This is a genomic window from Vibrio sp. V38_P2S17PM301 (assembly GCF_009904845.1).
Lineage (GTDB): Bacteria > Pseudomonadota > Gammaproteobacteria > Enterobacterales > Vibrionaceae > Vibrio > Vibrio proteolyticus.
Map to the genome: position 1 here is coordinate 15,445 of NZ_WXWO01000049.1, position 18,743 is coordinate 34,187.

Below are 18,743 nucleotides of genomic sequence, written 5' to 3' on the forward strand. Positions count from 1 at the left end.
TTTTAAACAATATGTTAAATACTTTTGGGAGCGAGGTTTTATTCTTAATTTAACAGATGTGTTTTTCCTGTTGCTGACTTGAAATAAGATTTTATAAATTTTACATTGAAGCGTATTTAAATCATTTTCGATCGCAACTATTTAATCCAAATACGATGTTTGCACGTATTAAATCTACTCTTGAACGGACATCATCTATATAGGAGAACACATGAACGAATTGGAGAAAACGCTACTTAATATTCGCAGCCTGAGAGCATTTGCAAAAGAATTGACTCTGACGCAATTAGAAGATGCGTTAGGGAAGTTTACCACGGTAGTGGATGAGCGCAGACAAATTGAGGAACAACTGCGCCAAGAGCAGCAGGAAAAAGAAGCCAAGCTCGCTGAAATCGCTCAGCAAATCTCACAACAAGGGTTGGATGTGAATGATCTGGTGGCGGCGTTGTCTTCTAAAAAGGCCACGGCCGGCAGCAAGCGCAAACCTCGTCCAGCCAAATATCAGTATGTGGATGGTAAGGGCAAAACCAAAACCTGGACAGGCCAGGGCAGAACGCCAGTTGTCATCCAGGAAGCGTTGGATAATGGTCAGGCGTTAGAAGAGTTTTTGATTCAGTAAGTTCGGGGTAACGACCGACCCTGAGAAGAGCAGATTGGAAAAGTAGAAGCAGTGATGCTTCTACTTTTTTGTTTCTGTGCCGCTAGAGTGGCTGCGACAACTAACTGTTAATGAATTCTTTGTCATTAAATTGCCGCAAAAACTAGATGTCATCGAGCCTTTGTGAAAAATTGACTCTGTGATATCAGTTCCGTTCTATTTCATGCTGTTGAATATGGCAATATTGCCCATCCAGATAAGCAGGGTACGTGCCTGTTGCTACTGATGGAGTGCGTTGGCCGCTTCCGAGTTTCCCTGCCGCAATGCTGAGGACGTTTGTCTTCAATAGGTTTTTCGACATGGTTTAACGCAATTAAGTTGATCGGTTATCGGATCATGATCAGCAGAGTAACCGTGCAAAAAATAAATAAATAAATGAGTGGGTGATGAATTGCCTGTCGCCTATCTCTAAAAAATAGTAAGAGGAATTGTTGTGGACGTAAAACAAACAACGTTAGGGACTGTGCTGTGTATTCGTAAACACCTGACTCTGCCTGAAGTTGGGCATGTCAGTCAGGACTGCTGCAGCGCCATATTGGATATTATTGACCGTTCGGCGTTAACGGTGACCGGTCCGTGGCATTTTGTATCGTATGGTCTGCCGGACGACACGGAATCGGAATTCGAGATTGAGTTCTGTCTTCCTGTCGTTGGCGACGGCCCTGAAGCATTAGCGCATCAGGCTGAGTACCACACACTGCCAGCGTTTCGCTGTGCGACTCGTCAGTACAGTGGTGAGTTGTCGGGGTTGTTCGAACATGGTTACCGTCCGCTGCTCGAAGCCATCAAAGCTGAAGGCTATGAGTTGACCGGAGAGAGCCGCGAAGTTTACCACCAATGGTTCGGTCCAGGTTCCGCGGACAATGTGATTGAAATCCAATTCGGCATCCGAGATGCAGACTAACGGGCAGTCCTCCCATGAAGCAATTAATTAAGCAGACATGTAAACACAATAAGCAACACAACCGGGTATTGGGTGTGGTGGATAGCGGGGATTCGAATCACAGTGCAAAAGCCGATGCGGTTGAATACCTTGCTGGTCGGAATCGTTGTGGTCAATGTTCCTTCGAGACAGCCTCTTTTACCGAAGGCAGACGGTTTGGCGCCTTTAAAACCATCCAAGGTCTGGAAGGGCAGGACGACGTGCGTCCATATCGATTGGGCGCCTGGTTCGCTGGCTTCACGATTGCGTTGATTCTGGCTCTGGCTGGTTTTTTGGCTTATACCGTTCCGGAGCAGTTAAAGACCAAACAATTTTGGGAATACCTGGCGCCAGCCAGCATTGCGATTATTGCATTTGCGTCATTGGATGATGTTAACGCCACCCGATTCAGTAAATGCGCGAACTTATTTGCTGCGATAGTGGCTTTGGGCGTATTTATTGCGGGGCTGAGTTCGATTGAATGGACACTTTGGAATGGCTGATTATTTGGCATAACATCGCAGTGCAAACCAATCAAAAAGCCACCCAATGTCGGGTGGCTTGTGTGTCTGTGAGCAGACGGGTTAATCGTAAATCGTCGGGATCGGTTGACGTTTATGCTGAGTGGCTTGGTAGATGCGTACCAGACGCTCAACCACGTAGGTGTCAACCGGTTTGCCTTCCAGAAAGTCATCAATTTGATCGTAGCTCAGGCTCAGCGCCTCTTCGTCCGCTTTTTGTGGTGCGAGCTCTTCAAGATCCGCTGTTGGCGTTTTTTTCACTAATAGCTCTGGTGCGCCCAGCGCGCCGGCCACTTCACGCACCTGACGTTTACTCAGGCCAAACAGAGGAGCTAAATCGCACGCGCCATCGCCGAACTTGGTGTAAAAGCCGGTAATGTTTTCTGCGGAGTGATCGGTACCCAGCACCAGGCCGCCAACGTAACCCGCAATCTCATATTGTGCCACCATGCGGGTACGGGCTTTGACGTTGCCTTTGACGAAGTCCACCTTGGCAAGATCTGAAGGAATCAGTCCTGTTCCTTCCAAAGCCGCATGCGTAGCGGCGTGCGTGCCATCAACACCGCCTTTGATGTTCACCGAAACAGAGTGAGTCGGCTTGATGAAAGAGAGTGCTAATTGCGCCTCGTCTTCATCTTTCTGCTCACCGTATGGAAGGCGAACGGCAATAAACTGATGGTTGCCTGAACCGGTTTCAGCATTGAGCTGTTCAACGGCCAATTGAGCCAGACGTCCACACGTGGTTGAATCCACGCCGCCACTAATACCCAAAACCAGTGATTTGCAGCCAGATTCAAGCAACTTACGTTTGATAAATTCGATTCGACGGGTAATCTCGAACTGGGGATCGATGGATGGCAGAACTCGCATCTCATCTCGGATCATCTGTTCCATTAGGTTTCCTTCCTGCAAGCAAATTATGTTTTAATTTTAATGCTAGTATCATACCGAATTCGAAAAATTAGAAAACTGTGATCATAGTTTTCACAATGTGCAAGGTAATAAAATGACCAAAATCGCCGTGTTTGGGAGCGCTTTTAACCCGCCGAGTCTGGGTCATCAAAGTGTGATTGCGTCTCTCAGCCATTTTGACCGGGTGCTGCTGATACCGAGTATCTCCCACGCGTGGGGCAAAGAGATGCTCGATTATGGTGCGCGATGTGAGTTGGTGGATCTATTCATTGAAGATATGGCTCTGGACAACGTTGCCCGTTCAGATATTGAAGAAGCACTGCATCAACCGGGAGAGAGTGTGACGACCTACGCAGTCTTGTCTCGTTTACAAGAAAGTTTTCCCTTGTCTGAATTAACATTCGTGATGGGGCCGGATAATCTGTTCAACTTTGCTAAGTTTTATAAAGCAGATGAAATTACGCAGCGTTGGTCTGTGATGTCGTGCCCACAAAAAGTGGCGATTCGTAGCACGGATATTCGTGACGCGATCACGCAGGCGAGATCGGTTGAGCATCTTACGACGCCATCGGTGGCCGAAGCACTGCGTGAAAAAAGATATTATCAATGAATTAGTGGTGGGTTATGTCTATAAAGCTGAGCGTTGTATGGATAGCTTTATTCCCCGGATTCACGCTGGCGTGTGATCTGTTTGACCCGCCTTATGCCTCAGATAATGACTCAGTCATGTTTCATTCGCCCGCGGGCGTGTGTTTCTCCTTTCAAGAAGGCGTGGATTACGCGACAGAGAAGCTTGAGCAACTGTCGCTGCTCAGTGAAGATCCACAAGATGATGCGGAGAGTGAATACTGGAACGACTGGATTACTCTCGATGACACCAACCCACTGCTTACCCAAAGCCTGGAATCCAACTACTTTGGTGTCGGAATTTGGCTGCCCTCTGAAGTCGAAGATCGGATGCACGACATGCAGGCAGGGGAGTGGATCATCAATCATGGGTTGCAGTTCAGTGTGGGCTTAGGAGACAAACAGGCAGGTAAGCCACGCATGCGGTTTGACTACCGTTGGCACAACCAGTATGACGGTGATGTTCTGATGCAAGTGGAAGTGCCTTTCTAATTTCTGACCGAAACCATATTCAAATCAAAACTGTGACGTCGATTGTTATTTTCCTCAATTCGTTTAGAATGGCCGGATGCTTGTCATGATGCATCTGTATTTGTATCAAAGCCTGCATTGTTCATGTTTTAAATCAAATGCTTTTCGCTACTTTCCCTTAAAGCATAAAACCAACACGTGTTGCTTGGTGTGCAACACCACTGTAAAGGACATAGTATGCCAATTATTACTCTTCCTGACGGCAGTCAACGTCAATTTGATAATCCAGTTTCTACTCTTGAAGTCGCTCAGTCGATTGGACCGGGTCTCGCTAAAGCGACCATTGCGGGTCGTGTGAACGGCAATCGCGTCGATGCTTGTGATCTGATTGAAGAAGACGCCAGCCTGGAAATTATTACCGCGAAAGATGAAGTCGATGGCTTGGAAATCGTTCGCCACTCATGTGCTCACCTTCTGGGGCATGCACTGAAACAGCTGTATCCTGAAGCGAAAATGGCTATTGGCCCGACGATCGACAGTGGTTTTTACTACGATATCGATTTGGAGCAATCGCTGACGCAAGAAGATCTGGAAAAGATCGAAAAGCGGATGAAAGAGCTGGCGAAAACCAAATATCAGGTTATCAAAAAGAAAGTCAGCTGGCAGGAAGCGCGCGATACTTTTGAATCTCGCGGCGAACCATACAAAATGGAAATCCTGGACGAAAACGTGTCTCGCGACGATCGTCCAGGTCTGTACCACCACGAAGAATACATTGACATGTGTCGTGGTCCGCACGTCCCAAATATGGGCTTTTGTCAGCACTTTACATTGTTGAACGTGGCCGGCGCGTACTGGCGTGGTAACAGTGACAACAAGATGCTGCAGCGGATCTATGGTACGGCTTTCCACGATAAGAAAGCGTTGAAAGCGCATCTGACTCGCCTGGAAGAAGCGGCCAAGCGTGATCACCGCAAGATCGGTAAACAGCTGGATCTATTCCACATGCAGCAAGAAGCACCGGGCATGGTGTTCTGGCATCATAACGGCTGGTCCATTTTCCGTGATCTGGAAGTGTTTGTTCGTGAAAAGTTGACTGAGTACGGTTACCAGGAAGTGAAAGGCCCGCTGATCATGGATCGCGTGCTGTGGGAGCGTTCTGGTCACTGGGACAAATACGCAGAAGCGATGTTCACGACATCTTCTGAGAACCGTGATTACGCGCTGAAGCCAATGAACTGTCCAGGTCACGTGCAGATCTTCAACCAGGGTCTGAAATCGTACCGTGATTTGCCGCTACGTATGGCGGAGTTCGGTTCTTGTCACCGTAACGAGCCGTCTGGTGCACTGCATGGCATCATGCGTGTACGTGGCTTCACGCAGGACGATGCGCATATTTTCTGTACTGAAAGTCAGATCCAGGAAGAAGTGACTAACTGCATCAAGATGGTGTACGACACATACCAGACGTTCGGCTTTGACAACATCGTTGTTAAACTGTCCACTCGTCCGGAAAAACGTGTGGGTTCGGATGAAATCTGGGACCAGTCAGAGGAAGCACTGAAGAAAGCGCTGGAAGCGATGGAAATTCCATTCGAAATTCAGGAAGGCGAAGGTGCGTTCTACGGTCCAAAGATCGAATTTACCCTGTACGACTGTCTGGATCGCGCATGGCAATGTGGTACGGTTCAGCTTGACTTCAACCTGCCGGGCCGCCTGGGTGCGACTTATGTGGGTGAAAACAACGAACGTCTGGTTCCGGTGATGATTCACCGCGCTATCTTGGGATCGCTGGAGCGCTTTATCGGTATTCTTATCGAAGAGTATGCCGGATTCTTCCCAACTTGGCTGGCGCCAGAGCAAGCTGTCGTTATGAACATTACGGACAAACAAGCTGATTACGCTCAGGAAGTTGCTCAAAAACTACAAAAATGTGGAATTAGAGCAAAAGCAGACTTGAGAAATGAGAAGATTGGCTTTAAAATCCGCGAACATACATTGAAGCGTGTCCCGTATATGCTGGTTTGTGGCGACCAAGAGATGGAAGCCGGTGAAATTGCAGTACGGACTCGTAAAGGTAAGGACCTTGGTAAGTTTAAAGTGGATGATCTGATATCGTACATCCAAACCGAGGTTTCTAGCCGTAAGCTCAATCTGGAGGAATAAGCTATTAAAGGCGGAAGACGCGGCCAACAACCGGCCAAACAAAACCAGCACCGTTTGAACGGTGAAATTCGTGGCGTTCGTGAAGTTCGTTTAACTGGCGCTGACGGTGAATCTGTAGGTATTGTTTCAATCCAAGAAGCACTGGCAGCAGCCGAAGAAGCTGGTATGGATCTCGTAGAGATTAGCCCTAACGCCGAGCCACCTGTTTGTCGTGTGATGGACTATGGCAAATTCCTGTTTGAGAAGAGCAAAGCTCAAAAAGAGCAGAAGAAGAAGCAAAAGCAGATCCAGATTAAAGAAGTAAAATTCCGACCTGGAACTGATATTGGAGACTATCAGGTAAAACTACGCAACCTGACGCGTTTCCTTGAAGAAGGCAACAAAGTGAAGGTAACAATTCGCTTCCGTGGCCGTGAGATGGCACACCAAGACATCGGTGTCGACGTTCTAAACCGCTTAAAAGAAGATACTGCAGAACTTGCTGTAGTAGAATCTTTTCCTAGCCGTATTGAAGGTCGTCAGATGATCATGGTGTTAGCCCCTAAAAAGAAGTAATTAGCGGCTCATAAAGTAATTGAAACCCAGCCGTTTCAGACGGTTGGGTTTTGTTCGCCCTAATTACATTGTTTATTAAACTACTACAATGCGGAGTTATTCATCATGCCTAAGATGAAAACCAACAAAGGTGCTGCTAAGCGTTTCAAGAAAACTGCTGGTGGTATTAAGTACAAGCACGCTACTAAACGTCATATTCTGACTAAGCGTACTACTAAGAACAAGCGTCAACTACGTCCAAACTCAATTCTTCCAAAATGTGAAGTTGCTGCAGTTGTTCGTATGATGCCATACGCTTAATTCTTTTTAGTTTAATTATCGTTTAGTTTAGGAGAGACATAATGCCTCGCGTAAAACGTGGTGTACAAGCTCGTGCACGTCATAAGAAAGTTCTGAAACAAGCTAAAGGTTACTACGGTGCTCGCTCTCGCGTATACCGCGTAGCTTTCCAAGCAGTAACCAAAGCTGGTCAATACGCTTACCGTGACCGTCGCAACAAGAAACGTCAATTCCGTCAACTGTGGATTGCACGTATCAACGCTGCTTCTCGTCAAAATGGTCTGTCTTACAGCCGTTTCATCAACGGTCTTAAGAAAGCATCTATCGAGATCGACCGTAAGATCCTTGCGGACATCGCGGTATTCGACAAAGCTGCATTTGCAGTACTTGTTGAAAAAGCAAAAGCTGCTCTTTAATTTGCAGTTTTAGGTTTAAGAAAAGGGAGAGCTCAGGCTCTCCTTTTTTATTGCCTTACTGCTCCATTTAGAGCCTCGAAAGTGGGCTCAATACGCCACTGGCTCCTCTCTCTAATACATGCGTATATATTTGAGTCGTTCTGACGTCACTGTGCCCAAGTTGTTCTTGTACTGTGCGAATATCTGCACCAGCTTCGAGTAAGTGTGTAGCGAAGCTGTGCCTCAATGTATGACATGAAACTATTTTGTTGATATTGGCATCTCTCGCTGCTCGTTTCACACATCGCTGAATGACACTCTCATTCATGTGGTGGCGGTTAAGTAAACCAGTTTCATGGTTGCAGGATGTTTTTAGCGACGGAAACAAAAAATGCCAGTTGAATTCAAGGTGAGCTTCGGGATATTTCTCTCGTAAGGCAAACGGGAGCGCTACGCCATCGTAACCCTGAGTATTGATATCTTTGTTGTAGTATTTTTTGGCCATCTGCATTTGATGCTCTAATTGAGGATACAGTTCCCTTGCGAGTGTCACAACGCGGTTCTTATTACCTTTCCCTTGCCAGATTCTTAGAGCGCCGTAATCAAAGTCTATATCTTGAATTCGTAATCGTAAGCACTCCATTAAACGTAAGCCAGAGCCATACAATAGCTTTATCTGCAGTTCGTATTTTGGATCGATATGAGCAACAAAGCGTTTCATTTCAGCATGAGTCAGGACTACTGGGAGTTTCTTATCTCTTCCGGACTTCTGAAACCTCATTTCTAAAGACAAGGGTTCTTTGAGAATCTCCCTGTATAAGAACTGAATTGCGTTGAGAGCAAGGGCCTGTGTTTTAGCTGCAACGTTGCGCTGCGCCGAAAGGTACGTCAAATATAGCTCAACCTCTTTATCATGTAGGGTTCGAGGATGGGCCATATTGTGATACCGAATAAAGTCGCTGATCCATATGATGTATGCTTCGATAGTGCGCTTTGAGTAGTGCCTAGAACGCATGTAGTCTTTGATGTACAAGAGAAACTGCGATTTCATGAATTTGCCTGTTTATTTGTCCAGTTGTTGTCATTGTAACCGCAGCGAAGAATTAAAGGGATATTGGCGACATAATTGCGATACCGATATCATCGAATAATGTACTAACTAACAGTATTTCATATTGTTATGTGTTACCGTGCAGATGCTTTTGGTTAACGAAAGAAGGCGGTAGCGTGGAGCAAAAAGCCGCATTGGGCGGTATAGGTAGCGTTAGCACTGGGTTGGCATCAGAGGTAAAAAGTTTCTGTGTTTATTGGTTTCTTTCCCTAGCTTTACACATGAACAAATGTGCCTTTCACGTTCACTCCGGTGGCACTAGATGTGAAATTTTCGCTTTGCTTTCACCGTTTACGGTTTCTAACTTTCGGGCTATTTCTCTGGCGCGGTTTCTTTGATGCGGTTAGTTTCCTTCCTAAAATTTGGTTCTTTGTCGTGGTTGTTCAAGTCCGATGATCGAATCTTTTGCAAATTTTATTACTGCGAAAATAGGGCAGTTTCGCATGTTTTTCTTCTTGCCAACTTACGTTTAAAGCTAGTTTTCAGTTTGGCAGCTGCCCGTTTGGCTTTAGTGTTTTTAGTCATAAAATTTGTGCTATATTTCAATGCCTTGGCGTGTGCCAAAGGCTTAAAGGGCAGCGTGCTAACAAACAGTTCAAGTGGGATTCAGCACGCGTGGCATTTTTGATATGCGTTTGGTTTCGGTGTTGAAGTGCAATGCAGAGGCTTGGTCATTGCGTGCTTCACCCCTTAACTGGGCGTTAGTACCAAAATTAAATTAGGTTTCGGAGTATTTGAAAATGTTCTTTTCTAGTTCATCTCAACCCTTAGTTAACGGCGCTCACTTGTGCGAAGAGTTAACTAGATTTCTATCTGAAAACAAAAGTGACTTTGAACAGAAACTTATCCCAGATCTATCTCATATAGATCATATGGCTCACAATGTTAATGGTATAGAAGTCGAAAACATTTCTTTTGTAGGCTGTAATCAATATCAACTCGATTATTCATATGATTGGGAAGTCTATCGTGGTTGCTCTGATATGAATGAAGCTGATATCGAACATGAAAGCGTATTGTTTGTCCTTAATGATGACGGCTTCATCGAAATTGATTTCCCAGAGTATGAAGAGCGTGATACTCGCGAGGAATTTTAGTACTAACAAACTGTTCAAGAGGGATTCGCAACGCGTGGCATTTTTACTATGCGTTGGTTTTAGTGTTTAAGGTGGTATGCGGCGGCTTCGGTATTGCGTTGCTCACCCCTTAACAGGGCGTTATGTTTCACTTTGATTTAGAAGAAATAAAAGGTTTTTCGCGCTCATTTCTTTGGTCTCTTTGGCTGTTCGTTCGAGTTGCCTCAGCAATTCAATATTGCCGTCCCAAGTCCTTGAATTCCTCAACGGATTTTATGCTTCAAAGTTCGTGGGTTGCTTCAATTTGAAGTCACGGCTGCACATTGAAATTTGGTCTGGCTTAAAGTCGCTTTGAGTGTATTTTCCAAGCAGCAAATTGGCAGCGGGGCTTTCGGCAATTTAAGTTTTGTTTGGCGCTGTTTTGAAAGTAATGCTATCACTTGCTGAAAATCATCAAAGTTGCCTCAATGAAGTTCTTGGGAATTACGCGCTTTGTGTTTGTCACTTTTGTCGGTTAATTCCGCAAAGCTGTGTGACGTGAGTTAAACAATTCTTTATGCAATTCAGTTCTTTGCCATGTGAGCGAGTCAGTTGTGGTAAAACATAACAAAGTGTTTAAGAGGGATTCGTCAACGCGTGGCATTTTCACTTCAAATCAGTTTAAGTGATTAAGGCGGTCATATCCGCTTAGGCGGTAGCGTTGTCTCACCCCTTAACACGGCGTTATGTTTCGGAGTGCCCCACGTTTAGTAGACACTTTACTGAGTTAGGTCTAGGGTCTAATGAGAGGTGACTTGTTAGTACTTAAGTGGTAATTTAGTGGTGTAAAAGTAGAGGTAACACTATGAAAATTATCAAAAAAGATTTTGTTGATGAAAATACAGAGTCTTATTGTAAAAAGGGGCAAAAGCTATCTTCTGGTACTGCTTATTATATGCAGGCACAAAACGGTACTATTTACTTTGGGGGGAAGCAATGCGCAGAAACCCACGGAAGCAATGATTTAAAGGACGTACCTGATTTAACAAAATCTTTAGTGTCCTTGCGTACAAATACCACTTCTAGTGGCGGTGGTGGCGGCAAGGCGACAGAGGAGCAAAAGAAATCTCTTGCAATCGCATATCTGCTATTGCGTGAAGAGCTTTTGCACGACTTTACTATCGATGATCAGCCTTTATCATTTTACACGCTAACCGCTTATTATACGTCGTATTGTAATACTGGTGATTTAAGTGATAGTGAAGTAAACCACATATTGAATATTGAAAAATATTCAATCAAGAATATTGATAAAAGACTGTCTTTAAAGAACCTTTCTACTTGTCACGCATACAAATTTATTTTGGATAGAACAGAAGCACACCTTGCAAAGAAAGGGAATGCCGACGGGGTTAGATTTGTCAATTCGTTGAGGGGCTTCTTAAAATCAAACTGTTACTTAACCGAGGGTAGAGTCAATGGGCTAAGCAAATGGATTCAGTTTCTACCTGCTGACTTGCGAAATGCTAAGCTCAGAGACTTTGATTGAGATAAACATAACAAAGCATTTAAGAGTGATTCCCAACGCTTGGCATTTTTCATTCCATCGTTGGGTTTTGTGTTTACGGTGGTAAGGTTAAGTTTCGTGGTAGCGTTGCTCACACCTTAATGCGGCGTTAGAAGTTTTAGGAATAAATATGGGACGCAGGAGAGATCTAGGTAGTATTGCAAGCGGTATTATTGGCTCGTTTAGGAGTAGAAACAATGATGTCGATGGTTATTGGGGTATCGGTAAGCTCTACCTGTTCGTAGACCACCTTCAAAGCAAGTGTGTTTCAATAGACCTTTGCTCCCAACAGATTACTCCATATGACCCGCACTTTGACCTCATGACTGAACGCTATTCAAAGATGTTTAAAGGGTTGCTTGTAAAACGTTCAATTCCGTTTGAATGGGTTAGCTCAGCATACGTTTACGTTGAATTTGAAGTAGATTATGAGGTTCGTCATCATAATTGGCGGAGTGCATTGGGAAATCCGTGCAATCTAGTTTGTGTAATCGTAGATGATAATGGCAAGAGTCATGTCGCTTGTGCGTATACAAACTGTTTCCCACATGACGCGAAAAGGGAAAGTCGGAGCACTAGGTGAGCAAACTTCTAACAAATTGTTCAAGAGTGATTCGGCACGCGTGGCATTTTTACTATGCGTTGGTTTTAGTGGTTAAGGTGTTATGCGGGAGCTTAGGTATTGCGTGCCTCACACCTTAACAAGGCGTTAGCATTAAAATGGAATGTTTGGAGTTCAATTTATGAAGTTTATTGGAAAGCTTTCTACTAACAATCAAAACAGTGAAGAGTTTATATCTGTACTCGAAAGATTCTTGTTGGAAAATGTTGATGAATATAGTGGAGATCTAATTGGTGATCTTGAATATATTCACGCACGAGCCGAGTGCTACGAAGGCATTAAACTTGAAAGTTTAAGTAAGGTGTGTGAAGGCGAGTATCAACTTGACTATAGCTATAATTGGTTTGTTTATAACGGCTGTGCTGATATGGACGAATCGGATTGCGTACAAAATTCGACTTTTGTCTACGTAGACGAAGATGGAAATGTTGAAGTTGATATACCTGACTTTCAAGAAAGGACTACCGTAGAAGAATTTTAATGCTAACAAAGCGTTTAAGAGCGATTCCGTAACGCGTGCCAGTTTCGCTTCGCTCAAGTATGGCACGCATCACGTCACGCCTTAACGCGGCGTTATGTTTACTTGAACTTCAAAGGCTTAAATATCTTAGGCTCAAGTTCTTTGTCCCTCGGGCAGTTCGTCTCTAGTAGACTCAGCAAATCACTATTGTCGGTCTAAGTCCTTGAATTTCTCAGCCAGTAAAACATGCCAATGTTCGCGTGTTGCTTCATTGTCAGGTCGTGGCGGTTGGCTTCTGGTTTAACTGGCTCAAAGTCGCTTCTAGGTTCTTAGCCAATTAGCATTTCGGCTTGGCAGTTGCCTCGGCAATTTGCCATTGTTTTTGTGCTTTGGTTGGAAAGACAGGGCGCTTGTTGGAGCTTTGTCGGGTTGCCTCATTGGGCAGGGAAGTGGAATTACAGGTTTTGGGTTAATCGTCTTTGGTGGCCAAGTTGGCTCTTACCTTGTGGTTTGCTTCAGAAAACTAGTTAGAAATCGCAGTTCTTTCTCAAGTAAATCATGTGTTTGTGGTAAAACATAACAAACAATTTAACAGTGATTCGCAACGCTTGGCGCTCTCACTTCGGGTTGAGTTTAGTGTTTACGGCGCAGTTTTTGGGTTCAGTGCTTGCGCTGCTCACACGTTAATTGGGCGTTAGTTTGCATATTTCAGTGTGGTGAGAGAGAAAATATTATGTATGACACAGACCCTTATTATTGTGTTAGCCAAAAGTTTAGCGACATAATTTTAGAAGAGTTCATTGAGCCAAACAGTCGAGACTTATCTAAACATCGCATTTCACAAATAAGTCTAAAAGGGGATAAACGCCTTTACAATATCTCTCTATTAACAAGCGACGGCTTTACAGCTGATGCTGCTTTTGATTTACAGCAGTCACAAGGTGAGCAAGTTGAGTTTAGCCAAACTCTCAACTTTGAGGTGCGAGAAATAATCATTAGCTGGATTGGCCTTGACGAAGAGATATCGATCTCAACTGCTGAGTGTGGGGAAGATTTTATTACTTCACAATTCAGTACAGAGCAGTTTATCTCGTTGTTAAGGTTTGGATTCAATCTAGCATTATCCAAACTACAAGAGAGTAATTCAGAAGTAATACGGGCCCGCTCAAGTTGGTATGGCGATGAACATCCGTCTTCGCCAGGTGGGTTTGCTTTTTTTATTCCCAGAAAAAAAGAAGAAAATTAAGCGATAAATAAACCCCTTGGGTACAGCTGAGAACAAACTAACAAACTGCTCAAGAGGGATTCGCAACGCGTGGCATTTTTACTATGCGTTGATTTTTGTGATTAAGGTGGTGTGCAGAGGCTTCGGTATTGCGTTGCTCACCCCTTAGCAGGGCGTTAGGTTAATCAATGAGGATGTAGTGAAAACTAATACAGTTACAATTCGTAAATTTCAGAAGCGGTACAATACGTACTTAAAACTACTCCTTGAACTTCGTGGTGATATGGGGTGGTTTTTCGATGACTCTCATAAAGCGAGTCTTCTTACAGTACCTTTTATCCTGACCTTAGCAGCGGCCCTAGAATGTTCATTAAATGACCATTTGACTGAACATTTTGATGATGAGTTTGGTGATAATTCTAAGCAAATGCTCCCAGGGTTAATGTCAATGAACTTTAAAGGGAAGCTTATTAATATTGTACCAATACTGACCAAGTATAAGTTCAAGTTAAACACTGAGCACAAAGTATATGCGCTGCTGGTTGAGTTAATAAAACTGCGTAATAACCTTGTACATAATAAGAGTGACTATGACGCTCATGAATTTACGGTGTCAAAAGATGAACACGGTAATGTTCAAGGCTTCCAGTCTAATGATTTAGAATCTCTTATGGGCGAAGACATCGATTATACGTTTGGCATAAAAGCCGATATTGGTGCAATTCATGATGCAGTTGAAAAGTTTCATGAGCTATTTTTGGAGCATTATGGAGATACAGACTTCAGTGGTAATGACTTAATTATTCCTCTGGAAGAAAGTAATGAAATCAAAATCGTGTTAACAGATTAACCTAACAAATTGTTCAAGAGGGATTCGCAACGCTTGGCATTTTTACTATGCGTTAGTTTTAGTGTTTAAGGCGGCATGCGGCGGCATCGGTATTGCGTTGCTCACCCCTTAACAAGGCGTTATGAGGAATTTAGAGTATGCAGCAATCTCAGATTGAGGAAGAGAAAGTAGTAACAGCAGTCAAGGACTTTGCATGTTCGATAAATTCGGGGAGTAAAGTCGTTGCTGATATGTCCTCGCTGATTGATGCGACCTCCCAGCTGCCACTTACAAGTTTTGATTATTGGGAGCGAACGATTCGATCTGAATTCTCCCTTGCACTAAGAGAACTTGAGCCTCCCAAATGGAAGTTTTGGTCTAAGCCTCAAGAATTGTTAACTTGGCTAGATTTGATTAGTTGGGATGGTTACAAGAGAGAAAAAACTCTACGAACTTTGTCAGGAGCAGCCCCAAATGCTTTCTTCTTTTCTCTTGCGGTGCGTCGACTTAATGATTGGGTTCCACAAGTACGTGAAGCTGCGAGAGATAAATTGCCGGAGTTAGCAAAAGCGACAGCACCGGATTTCGTAGTCGAGGCCTTGCTAATTGCTCTTTCAAATTGGAGTTCTTGGGGCAGGATTGAAGATGCGGACAAGAAAACTCTTTTACAAATCATATCGCAGAAAGACATTGCGAACTCAATGAGGTCTAGGTTGATTTCATCTAGTGCAGGACCTATGCCTTCACTGTTTTCTCAGCTTGGCCGCACGAATGTTCTTGATGAATATTTGTCAGAAATTGCAAATCTAGCTGTGCAACCCGCAGTTCGAGCTAAAGCGTACCGAAGCCTGCTTGAAAGGCGTATAGCTTGGATAGAAGGCCGTAAATGGAAATGGACTGATATCCGTTATTGTGAGGGAAGGTTGACGCCCATCGTGTCTGAACGCAAGTTAGATATCAAAGTTCCAATATTGGAATTATTAAAATGCTCTGCTGAAGACCGGTCATCTGTTGTAAGGAGGGTGTCTGCAGAGATTTTGATTCGAGATCTAGAAGGGGTTGGAGTTTACGCTAAGGTATTAGCAGAAAAATTTGCATTAGATAAATCCTCTGCGGTGTCGGAAAGGGGACGGTTTGCATTGAAGAAGCTGCAGGAATTGGAGCGCGATAACTCCTCATAACAAGGCGTTTAAGGCAGATTCCCAACGCTTGCCGCTCATCATTCAAAGTTGGGTTTAGTGTTTAAGATGTGATGGTTTAGGTTAGGTGGTTTTGCGTTGCTCACTACTTAACGCGGCGTTAGCCATAATAGGAAAGTTAGTCATTAATGAATAGTATGAAAGAATTTTTAGACGTTCTGAACAAAGCCAAAAATGTACGATTAAATTTGGCAATTTTTTGCGTAGTTTCAAGTCTGCTATGGGCAAGCAATTTTGAACATATTGCACTTGAGTCCTTATCAAAGACTTTGCTTCAAAGTTTATTTTTCTTAACTTCAATTCGCCTTGTATATGCTGTTATTTCGTTGATGTTAGATTCATTTGAAAGCTGGCGTATGAAAAAGAAAAATGCAGAAAGTGAGCAGGAAAGAGTATTGCTAGAGGAAAAGGAAAAACAGTACAAAAAAGAAAAAATGCGCCAAAAATTCCATGATCTGGATATTCATCAATTGTACATAATCCAAGAACTCAAAAAGCAAAATCACGTCTCGGTCAGAAAAGGGGCTGCATTATTCACGTTGAAAAACGCGAACATAATTTACACACCTGCGGTTGGAGATAAATCAGAATCAGCATCCCTAACTGGCTTAGCAAAAACGTTGTTGGACGAAGAACTTTGGGCTAGCTTTGATCAGCTGAAATACAATGCTTTAATTAGGTTTTTTAGTGGTATGCAGCCAAAAGATGTAGAACATTTTGTTGAGTTTTTGAAGAAAGATTCAATCTGTACTAAAAGATATAACCCTAGGAATGGTAGCTACTACTATGATAACGAACGTGTCTTCTCCGCATTTTCTAAAACCATAGTGTTCTCGCAACCACAACGCAGCTATACCTACAATCTTGACCCTATAGCAAAAGAAGTTGTTGTTTCTCTGTTTGGTAATGAGGTCAATGAAAATTATGGCTAACAAGCAATTTAAGAGGGATTCACAACGCTCAGCATTTTTGCTTCTACTTCAAATCTAGTGTTTATAGCACAATGCTTTAGGTTTGAGGGGAGGCGTTGTTCACCCCTTAATTGGGCGTTATATTTTCTAAGGGAATTACATCAATTATGAATAAGATTTTTAGTCTGATACTACTAGTAGGGCTAATTGGTTGTAGTCAGAATCAGCTCGTTGAGGATGTAAATGTGGCACACAATTCTTGTTATTCATATAGCTACGGTGAAAATGGATTTGAACAAGACTTCGACAAGGCCTTCGAGTGGTGTAGTATTGCGGCGGGGGAAAATGAACCTAGCTCATTAACACTTCTGGCTGAATTATACCTAGCAGGAAACGGTACAGAAAAAAGCGCCCTAAAAGCCCGCGAATTGTATTTGAAGGCGGCGAAACAAGGGCATGTACACGCGCAACTGATGGTGTTCATCGTTACAAGTTCATACTTGTATGAAACTTCTAGTGACGAAGACAAGGTAGAAAGCCTGATGTACTTAAAAGCTGCTAGTAATAGCGGTTATCTGTACTAACTCAGACCTGATCTGACAGTTACCCACTTTTCGTCTCGGTGCCTGTCAGATTATACCTGGGCTAAATTCTTTTCAGCCCAGATTGATTTCCCATCCTCTAATGTTTCTATTGGCGTTCTGCCGCAGCACATTTTTCCTTGATGAGTACGATGATTGTTGTAGTAGTCCATCCATTCGTCCAGATCTTTCTGTAACTCTTCCATTGAACCATACAGTTTCTTTCTGAATGTCACTTGGTAGAACTCATTTAATATGGTCTTGTGGAAGCGTTCGCAGATACCNTGTACTAACTCAGACCTGATCTGACAGTTACCCACTTTTCGTCTCGGTGCCTGTCAGATTATACCTGGGCTAAATTCTTTTCAGCCCAGATTGATTTCCCATCCTCTAATGTTTCTATTGGCGTTCTGCCGCAGCACATTTTTCCTTGATGAGTACGATGATTGTTGTAGTAGTCCATCCATTCGTCCAGATCTTTCTGTAACTCTTCCATTGAACCATACAGTTTCTTTCTGAATGTCACTTGGTAGAACTCATTTAATATGGTCTTGTGGAAGCGTTCGCAGATACCATTTGTCTGTGGCGACATCGCTTTAGTTTTCGTGTGGTCGATATCATTGATGGCAAGATAGAGTTGGTAATCGTGCTGTTCAACACGGCCACAGTATTCAGTACCACGGTCAGTCAGGATTCGCAGCATTGGCAGCTCATGAGACTCGAAGAACGGTAGAACCTTGTCATTCAACATGTCCGCTGCGGTGATTGGTGTTTTTGTCGTGTAGAGCTTAGCGAATGCGACTTTGCTGTAGGTATCAACGAACGTCTGCTGATAGATGCGTCCAACACCTTTAAGGTTACCAACATAAAACGTGTCTTGAGAGCCGAGATAGCCTGGGTGCGCGGTTTCTATCTCACCACAAGCCTCGTCATCATGTTTCTTGCGCTCAAGGGCTGCAACTTGCTCGTCCGTTAGAATGATACCGTTTTCAGCGACCTGTCTTTCTAAGGCAATAAGACGTTTTTTGAAGTTTTCTAAGTCATTACGAAGCCAGATTGAACGAACGCCACTAGGAGAGATAAATACACCAAGTTTACGCAGTTCATTGCTTGTTCTGACTTGACCATGTGCAGGGAAGTCGATGGCGTACTTGAGAACTGCTTGTTCAGTTTCACTATCGACACGATTCTTCAGATTTGGTGTTCTTCGACTTTGATTAATCAGAGCATCGATACCGCCCGTTTCGACTAACTCTTGATAACGATAGAAAGTGTCTCTTGATACACCCATGACCTTGCAGGCTTTTGACACATTGCCGAGTTCTTCTGCAAGATTGAGTAGGCCAGCTTTGTGTTTGATGATTGGGTTGCTAGTATGAAGCATGAGAGTTACCTCTTATTGTCTTTGATTACGGATTCAGCACCTTTAATCAAAGTGGGTAACTCTCTTCTTTTCAAATTGAAGTGTCAGATCTAGTCGGAACTAATACATCTTAGATATTTAGCCAAAATTAGCTGACACAGAATTCTGAACGCCCTCGCATTATTACATCAATCGATATCACTTCTAGCGGCATCAACGGCTAGTGAGTCCGCTATCTCATTCCCTCTGACACCAAAATGCGCTCTAACCTTTTTGACTTCGACGTACCTTTCAGAGAGAAGAGCATCGACTGT

General features: G+C 43.6%; 21 protein-coding genes and 2 pseudogenes. 18 read left to right on the top strand and 5 right to left on the bottom strand.

All coding sequences use genetic code 11. The features are described 5' to 3' along the window. The first annotated feature begins 211 nt into the window (after positions 1-211). The 3 genes from CAG64_RS10210 (at position 212) to CAG64_RS10220 (ending at position 2,083) form a co-directional block, all read left to right on the top strand. Positions 212-619, top strand: coding sequence for an H-NS family histone-like protein (locus tag CAG64_RS10210; protein ID WP_161457548.1), 408 nt, complete (start codon positions 212-214; stop codon positions 617-619). 472 nt (positions 620-1,091) lie between these two features. Beyond that, positions 1,092-1,562 (top strand): GyrI-like domain-containing protein, encoded by a 471-nt coding sequence (locus tag CAG64_RS10215; RefSeq protein ID WP_021706465.1) that lies wholly within the window; start codon positions 1,092-1,094, stop codon positions 1,560-1,562. 14 nt (positions 1,563-1,576) lie between these two features. Further along, positions 1,577-2,083, top strand: a complete 507-nt coding sequence (locus tag CAG64_RS10220) for a hypothetical protein (RefSeq protein ID WP_161453327.1) — start codon at positions 1,577-1,579, stop codon at positions 2,081-2,083. 81 nt (positions 2,084-2,164) lie between these two features. Here the strand turns inward: CAG64_RS10220 and nadE are convergent, their stop codons facing one another. Beyond that, positions 2,165-2,995 (bottom strand): ammonia-dependent NAD(+) synthetase, encoded by an 831-nt coding sequence (gene nadE / locus CAG64_RS10225; RefSeq protein WP_161457547.1) that lies wholly within the window; start codon positions 2,993-2,995, stop codon positions 2,165-2,167. A 112-nt stretch (positions 2,996-3,107) separates the two neighbouring features. Between nadE and CAG64_RS10230 the strand changes: the two genes are divergently transcribed. The 6 genes from CAG64_RS10230 (at position 3,108) to rplT (ending at position 7,527) form a co-directional block, all read left to right on the top strand. Next, positions 3,108-3,623 carry a nicotinate-nicotinamide nucleotide adenylyltransferase gene (locus CAG64_RS10230; protein WP_161453325.1) on the top strand — a complete coding sequence of 172 codons (516 nt, stop codon included), beginning with the start codon at positions 3,108-3,110 and terminating at the stop codon, positions 3,621-3,623. Between the two features lie 14 nt (positions 3,624-3,637). Continuing rightward, the gene (locus tag CAG64_RS10235; protein WP_202599321.1) at positions 3,638-4,132 is read left to right on the top strand and encodes a hypothetical protein; all 495 of its coding nucleotides are present in this window, start codon (positions 3,638-3,640) and stop codon (positions 4,130-4,132) included. Between the two features lie 216 nt (positions 4,133-4,348). After that, complete coding sequence (gene thrS / locus CAG64_RS10240) at positions 4,349-6,277, top strand: threonine--tRNA ligase (RefSeq protein ID WP_161453323.1); 1,929 nt, start codon at positions 4,349-4,351, stop codon at positions 6,275-6,277. Positions 6,278-6,280: 3 nt separating this feature from the next. Continuing rightward, complete coding sequence (infC, locus tag CAG64_RS10245) at positions 6,281-6,832, top strand: translation initiation factor IF-3 (RefSeq protein ID WP_081693195.1); 552 nt, start codon at positions 6,281-6,283, stop codon at positions 6,830-6,832. A 105-nt stretch (positions 6,833-6,937) separates the two neighbouring features. After that, a complete protein-coding gene (rpmI, locus tag CAG64_RS10250; RefSeq protein ID WP_021706458.1) occupies positions 6,938-7,132 on the top strand; it encodes a 50S ribosomal protein L35 in 195 nt (64 codons plus the stop codon). A 41-nt stretch (positions 7,133-7,173) separates the two neighbouring features. Further along, positions 7,174-7,527: a 50S ribosomal protein L20 gene (gene rplT / locus CAG64_RS10255; protein ID WP_004401084.1), complete on the top strand. Its 354-nt coding sequence runs from the start codon at positions 7,174-7,176 to the stop codon at positions 7,525-7,527. A gap of 67 nt (positions 7,528-7,594) precedes the next feature. Here rplT and CAG64_RS10260 read toward each other — a convergent pair whose 3' ends face one another. Next, positions 7,595-8,557: an integron integrase gene (locus CAG64_RS10260; RefSeq protein ID WP_161448643.1), complete on the bottom strand. Its 963-nt coding sequence runs from the start codon at positions 8,555-8,557 to the stop codon at positions 7,595-7,597. 800 nt (positions 8,558-9,357) lie between these two features. Between CAG64_RS10260 and CAG64_RS10270 the strand changes: the two genes are divergently transcribed. The 9 genes from CAG64_RS10270 (at position 9,358) to CAG64_RS10325 (ending at position 17,069) form a co-directional block, all read left to right on the top strand. Further along, positions 9,358-9,714 (top strand): hypothetical protein, encoded by a 357-nt coding sequence (locus CAG64_RS10270; RefSeq protein WP_041061979.1) that lies wholly within the window; start codon positions 9,358-9,360, stop codon positions 9,712-9,714. A gap of 823 nt (positions 9,715-10,537) precedes the next feature. After that, positions 10,538-11,221 carry a hypothetical protein gene (locus tag CAG64_RS10280; RefSeq protein WP_161457546.1) on the top strand — a complete coding sequence of 228 codons (684 nt, stop codon included), beginning with the start codon at positions 10,538-10,540 and terminating at the stop codon, positions 11,219-11,221. A 148-nt stretch (positions 11,222-11,369) separates the two neighbouring features. Further along, a complete protein-coding gene (locus tag CAG64_RS23820; protein ID WP_237668153.1) occupies positions 11,370-11,822 on the top strand; it encodes a hypothetical protein in 453 nt (150 codons plus the stop codon). A gap of 160 nt (positions 11,823-11,982) precedes the next feature. After that, the gene (locus CAG64_RS10290) at positions 11,983-12,342 is read left to right on the top strand and encodes a hypothetical protein (protein ID WP_161457544.1); all 360 of its coding nucleotides are present in this window, start codon (positions 11,983-11,985) and stop codon (positions 12,340-12,342) included. 712 nt (positions 12,343-13,054) lie between these two features. Then, entirely contained in the window at positions 13,055-13,567 is a 513-nt protein-coding gene (locus CAG64_RS10295) for a hypothetical protein (RefSeq protein WP_101957041.1), read from the top strand. Between the two features lie 178 nt (positions 13,568-13,745). Further along, positions 13,746-14,396 (top strand): phosphatidylinositol kinase, encoded by a 651-nt coding sequence (locus CAG64_RS10305; RefSeq protein WP_161458007.1) that lies wholly within the window; start codon positions 13,746-13,748, stop codon positions 14,394-14,396. A gap of 137 nt (positions 14,397-14,533) precedes the next feature. Next, positions 14,534-15,556: a hypothetical protein gene (locus CAG64_RS10315; RefSeq protein ID WP_021707479.1), complete on the top strand. Its 1,023-nt coding sequence runs from the start codon at positions 14,534-14,536 to the stop codon at positions 15,554-15,556. 155 nt (positions 15,557-15,711) lie between these two features. Continuing rightward, a complete protein-coding gene (locus CAG64_RS10320) occupies positions 15,712-16,506 on the top strand; it encodes a hypothetical protein (RefSeq protein ID WP_161458006.1) in 795 nt (264 codons plus the stop codon). Between the two features lie 146 nt (positions 16,507-16,652). Then, on the top strand, positions 16,653-17,069 hold the full coding sequence (locus tag CAG64_RS10325) for a tetratricopeptide repeat protein (protein ID WP_161489311.1): 417 nt from the start codon (positions 16,653-16,655) through the stop codon (positions 17,067-17,069). A gap of 50 nt (positions 17,070-17,119) precedes the next feature. On the opposite strand, the pseudogene CAG64_RS10330 reads toward CAG64_RS10325, so the two are convergent. The 3 genes and pseudogenes from CAG64_RS10330 to CAG64_RS23825 form a co-directional block, all read right to left on the bottom strand. After that, positions 17,120-17,350 (bottom strand): annotated as a pseudogene (locus tag CAG64_RS10330) (integrase core domain-containing protein); the annotation flags it as partial. A 59-nt stretch (positions 17,351-17,409) separates the two neighbouring features. Further along, entirely contained in the window at positions 17,410-18,450 is a 1,041-nt protein-coding gene (locus CAG64_RS10335; protein WP_161457773.1) for an IS481 family transposase, read from the bottom strand. A gap of 167 nt (positions 18,451-18,617) precedes the next feature. Beyond that, positions 18,618-18,725, bottom strand: a pseudogene (locus tag CAG64_RS23825) (hypothetical protein); the annotation flags it as partial. Positions 18,726-18,743: the final 18 nt, after the last annotated feature.

Excerpts from the sequence above, each read along its gene's own strand:
- thrS (WP_161453323.1), top strand. The coding sequence starts at position 4,349 with ATGCCAATTATTACTCTTCCTGACGGCAGTCAACGTCAATTTGATAAT.
- CAG64_RS10230 (WP_161453325.1), top strand. The coding sequence starts at position 3,108 with ATGACCAAAATCGCCGTGTTTGGGAGCGCTTTTAACCCGCCGAGTCTG.
- CAG64_RS10260 (WP_161448643.1), bottom strand. The coding sequence starts at position 8,557 with ATGAAATCGCAGTTTCTCTTGTACATCAAAGACTACATGCGTTCTAGG.
- CAG64_RS10320 (WP_161458006.1), top strand. The coding sequence starts at position 15,712 with ATGAAAGAATTTTTAGACGTTCTGAACAAAGCCAAAAATGTACGATTA.
- rpmI (WP_021706458.1), top strand. The coding sequence starts at position 6,938 with ATGCCTAAGATGAAAACCAACAAAGGTGCTGCTAAGCGTTTCAAGAAA.
- nadE (WP_161457547.1), bottom strand. The coding sequence starts at position 2,995 with ATGGAACAGATGATCCGAGATGAGATGCGAGTTCTGCCATCCATCGAT.
- CAG64_RS10270 (WP_041061979.1), top strand. The coding sequence starts at position 9,358 with ATGTTCTTTTCTAGTTCATCTCAACCCTTAGTTAACGGCGCTCACTTG.
- CAG64_RS10290 (WP_161457544.1), top strand. The coding sequence starts at position 11,983 with ATGAAGTTTATTGGAAAGCTTTCTACTAACAATCAAAACAGTGAAGAG.
- CAG64_RS10280 (WP_161457546.1), top strand. The coding sequence starts at position 10,538 with ATGAAAATTATCAAAAAAGATTTTGTTGATGAAAATACAGAGTCTTAT.
- CAG64_RS10235 (WP_202599321.1), top strand. The coding sequence starts at position 3,638 with ATGTCTATAAAGCTGAGCGTTGTATGGATAGCTTTATTCCCCGGATTC.
- CAG64_RS10210 (WP_161457548.1), top strand. The coding sequence starts at position 212 with ATGAACGAATTGGAGAAAACGCTACTTAATATTCGCAGCCTGAGAGCA.
- CAG64_RS23820 (WP_237668153.1), top strand. The coding sequence starts at position 11,370 with ATGGGACGCAGGAGAGATCTAGGTAGTATTGCAAGCGGTATTATTGGC.
- CAG64_RS10220 (WP_161453327.1), top strand. The coding sequence starts at position 1,577 with ATGAAGCAATTAATTAAGCAGACATGTAAACACAATAAGCAACACAAC.
- CAG64_RS10335 (WP_161457773.1), bottom strand. The coding sequence starts at position 18,450 with ATGCTTCATACTAGCAACCCAATCATCAAACACAAAGCTGGCCTACTC.
- CAG64_RS10315 (WP_021707479.1), top strand. The coding sequence starts at position 14,534 with ATGCAGCAATCTCAGATTGAGGAAGAGAAAGTAGTAACAGCAGTCAAG.
- CAG64_RS10295 (WP_101957041.1), top strand. The coding sequence starts at position 13,055 with ATGTATGACACAGACCCTTATTATTGTGTTAGCCAAAAGTTTAGCGAC.
- CAG64_RS10325 (WP_161489311.1), top strand. The coding sequence starts at position 16,653 with ATGAATAAGATTTTTAGTCTGATACTACTAGTAGGGCTAATTGGTTGT.
- rplT (WP_004401084.1), top strand. The coding sequence starts at position 7,174 with ATGCCTCGCGTAAAACGTGGTGTACAAGCTCGTGCACGTCATAAGAAA.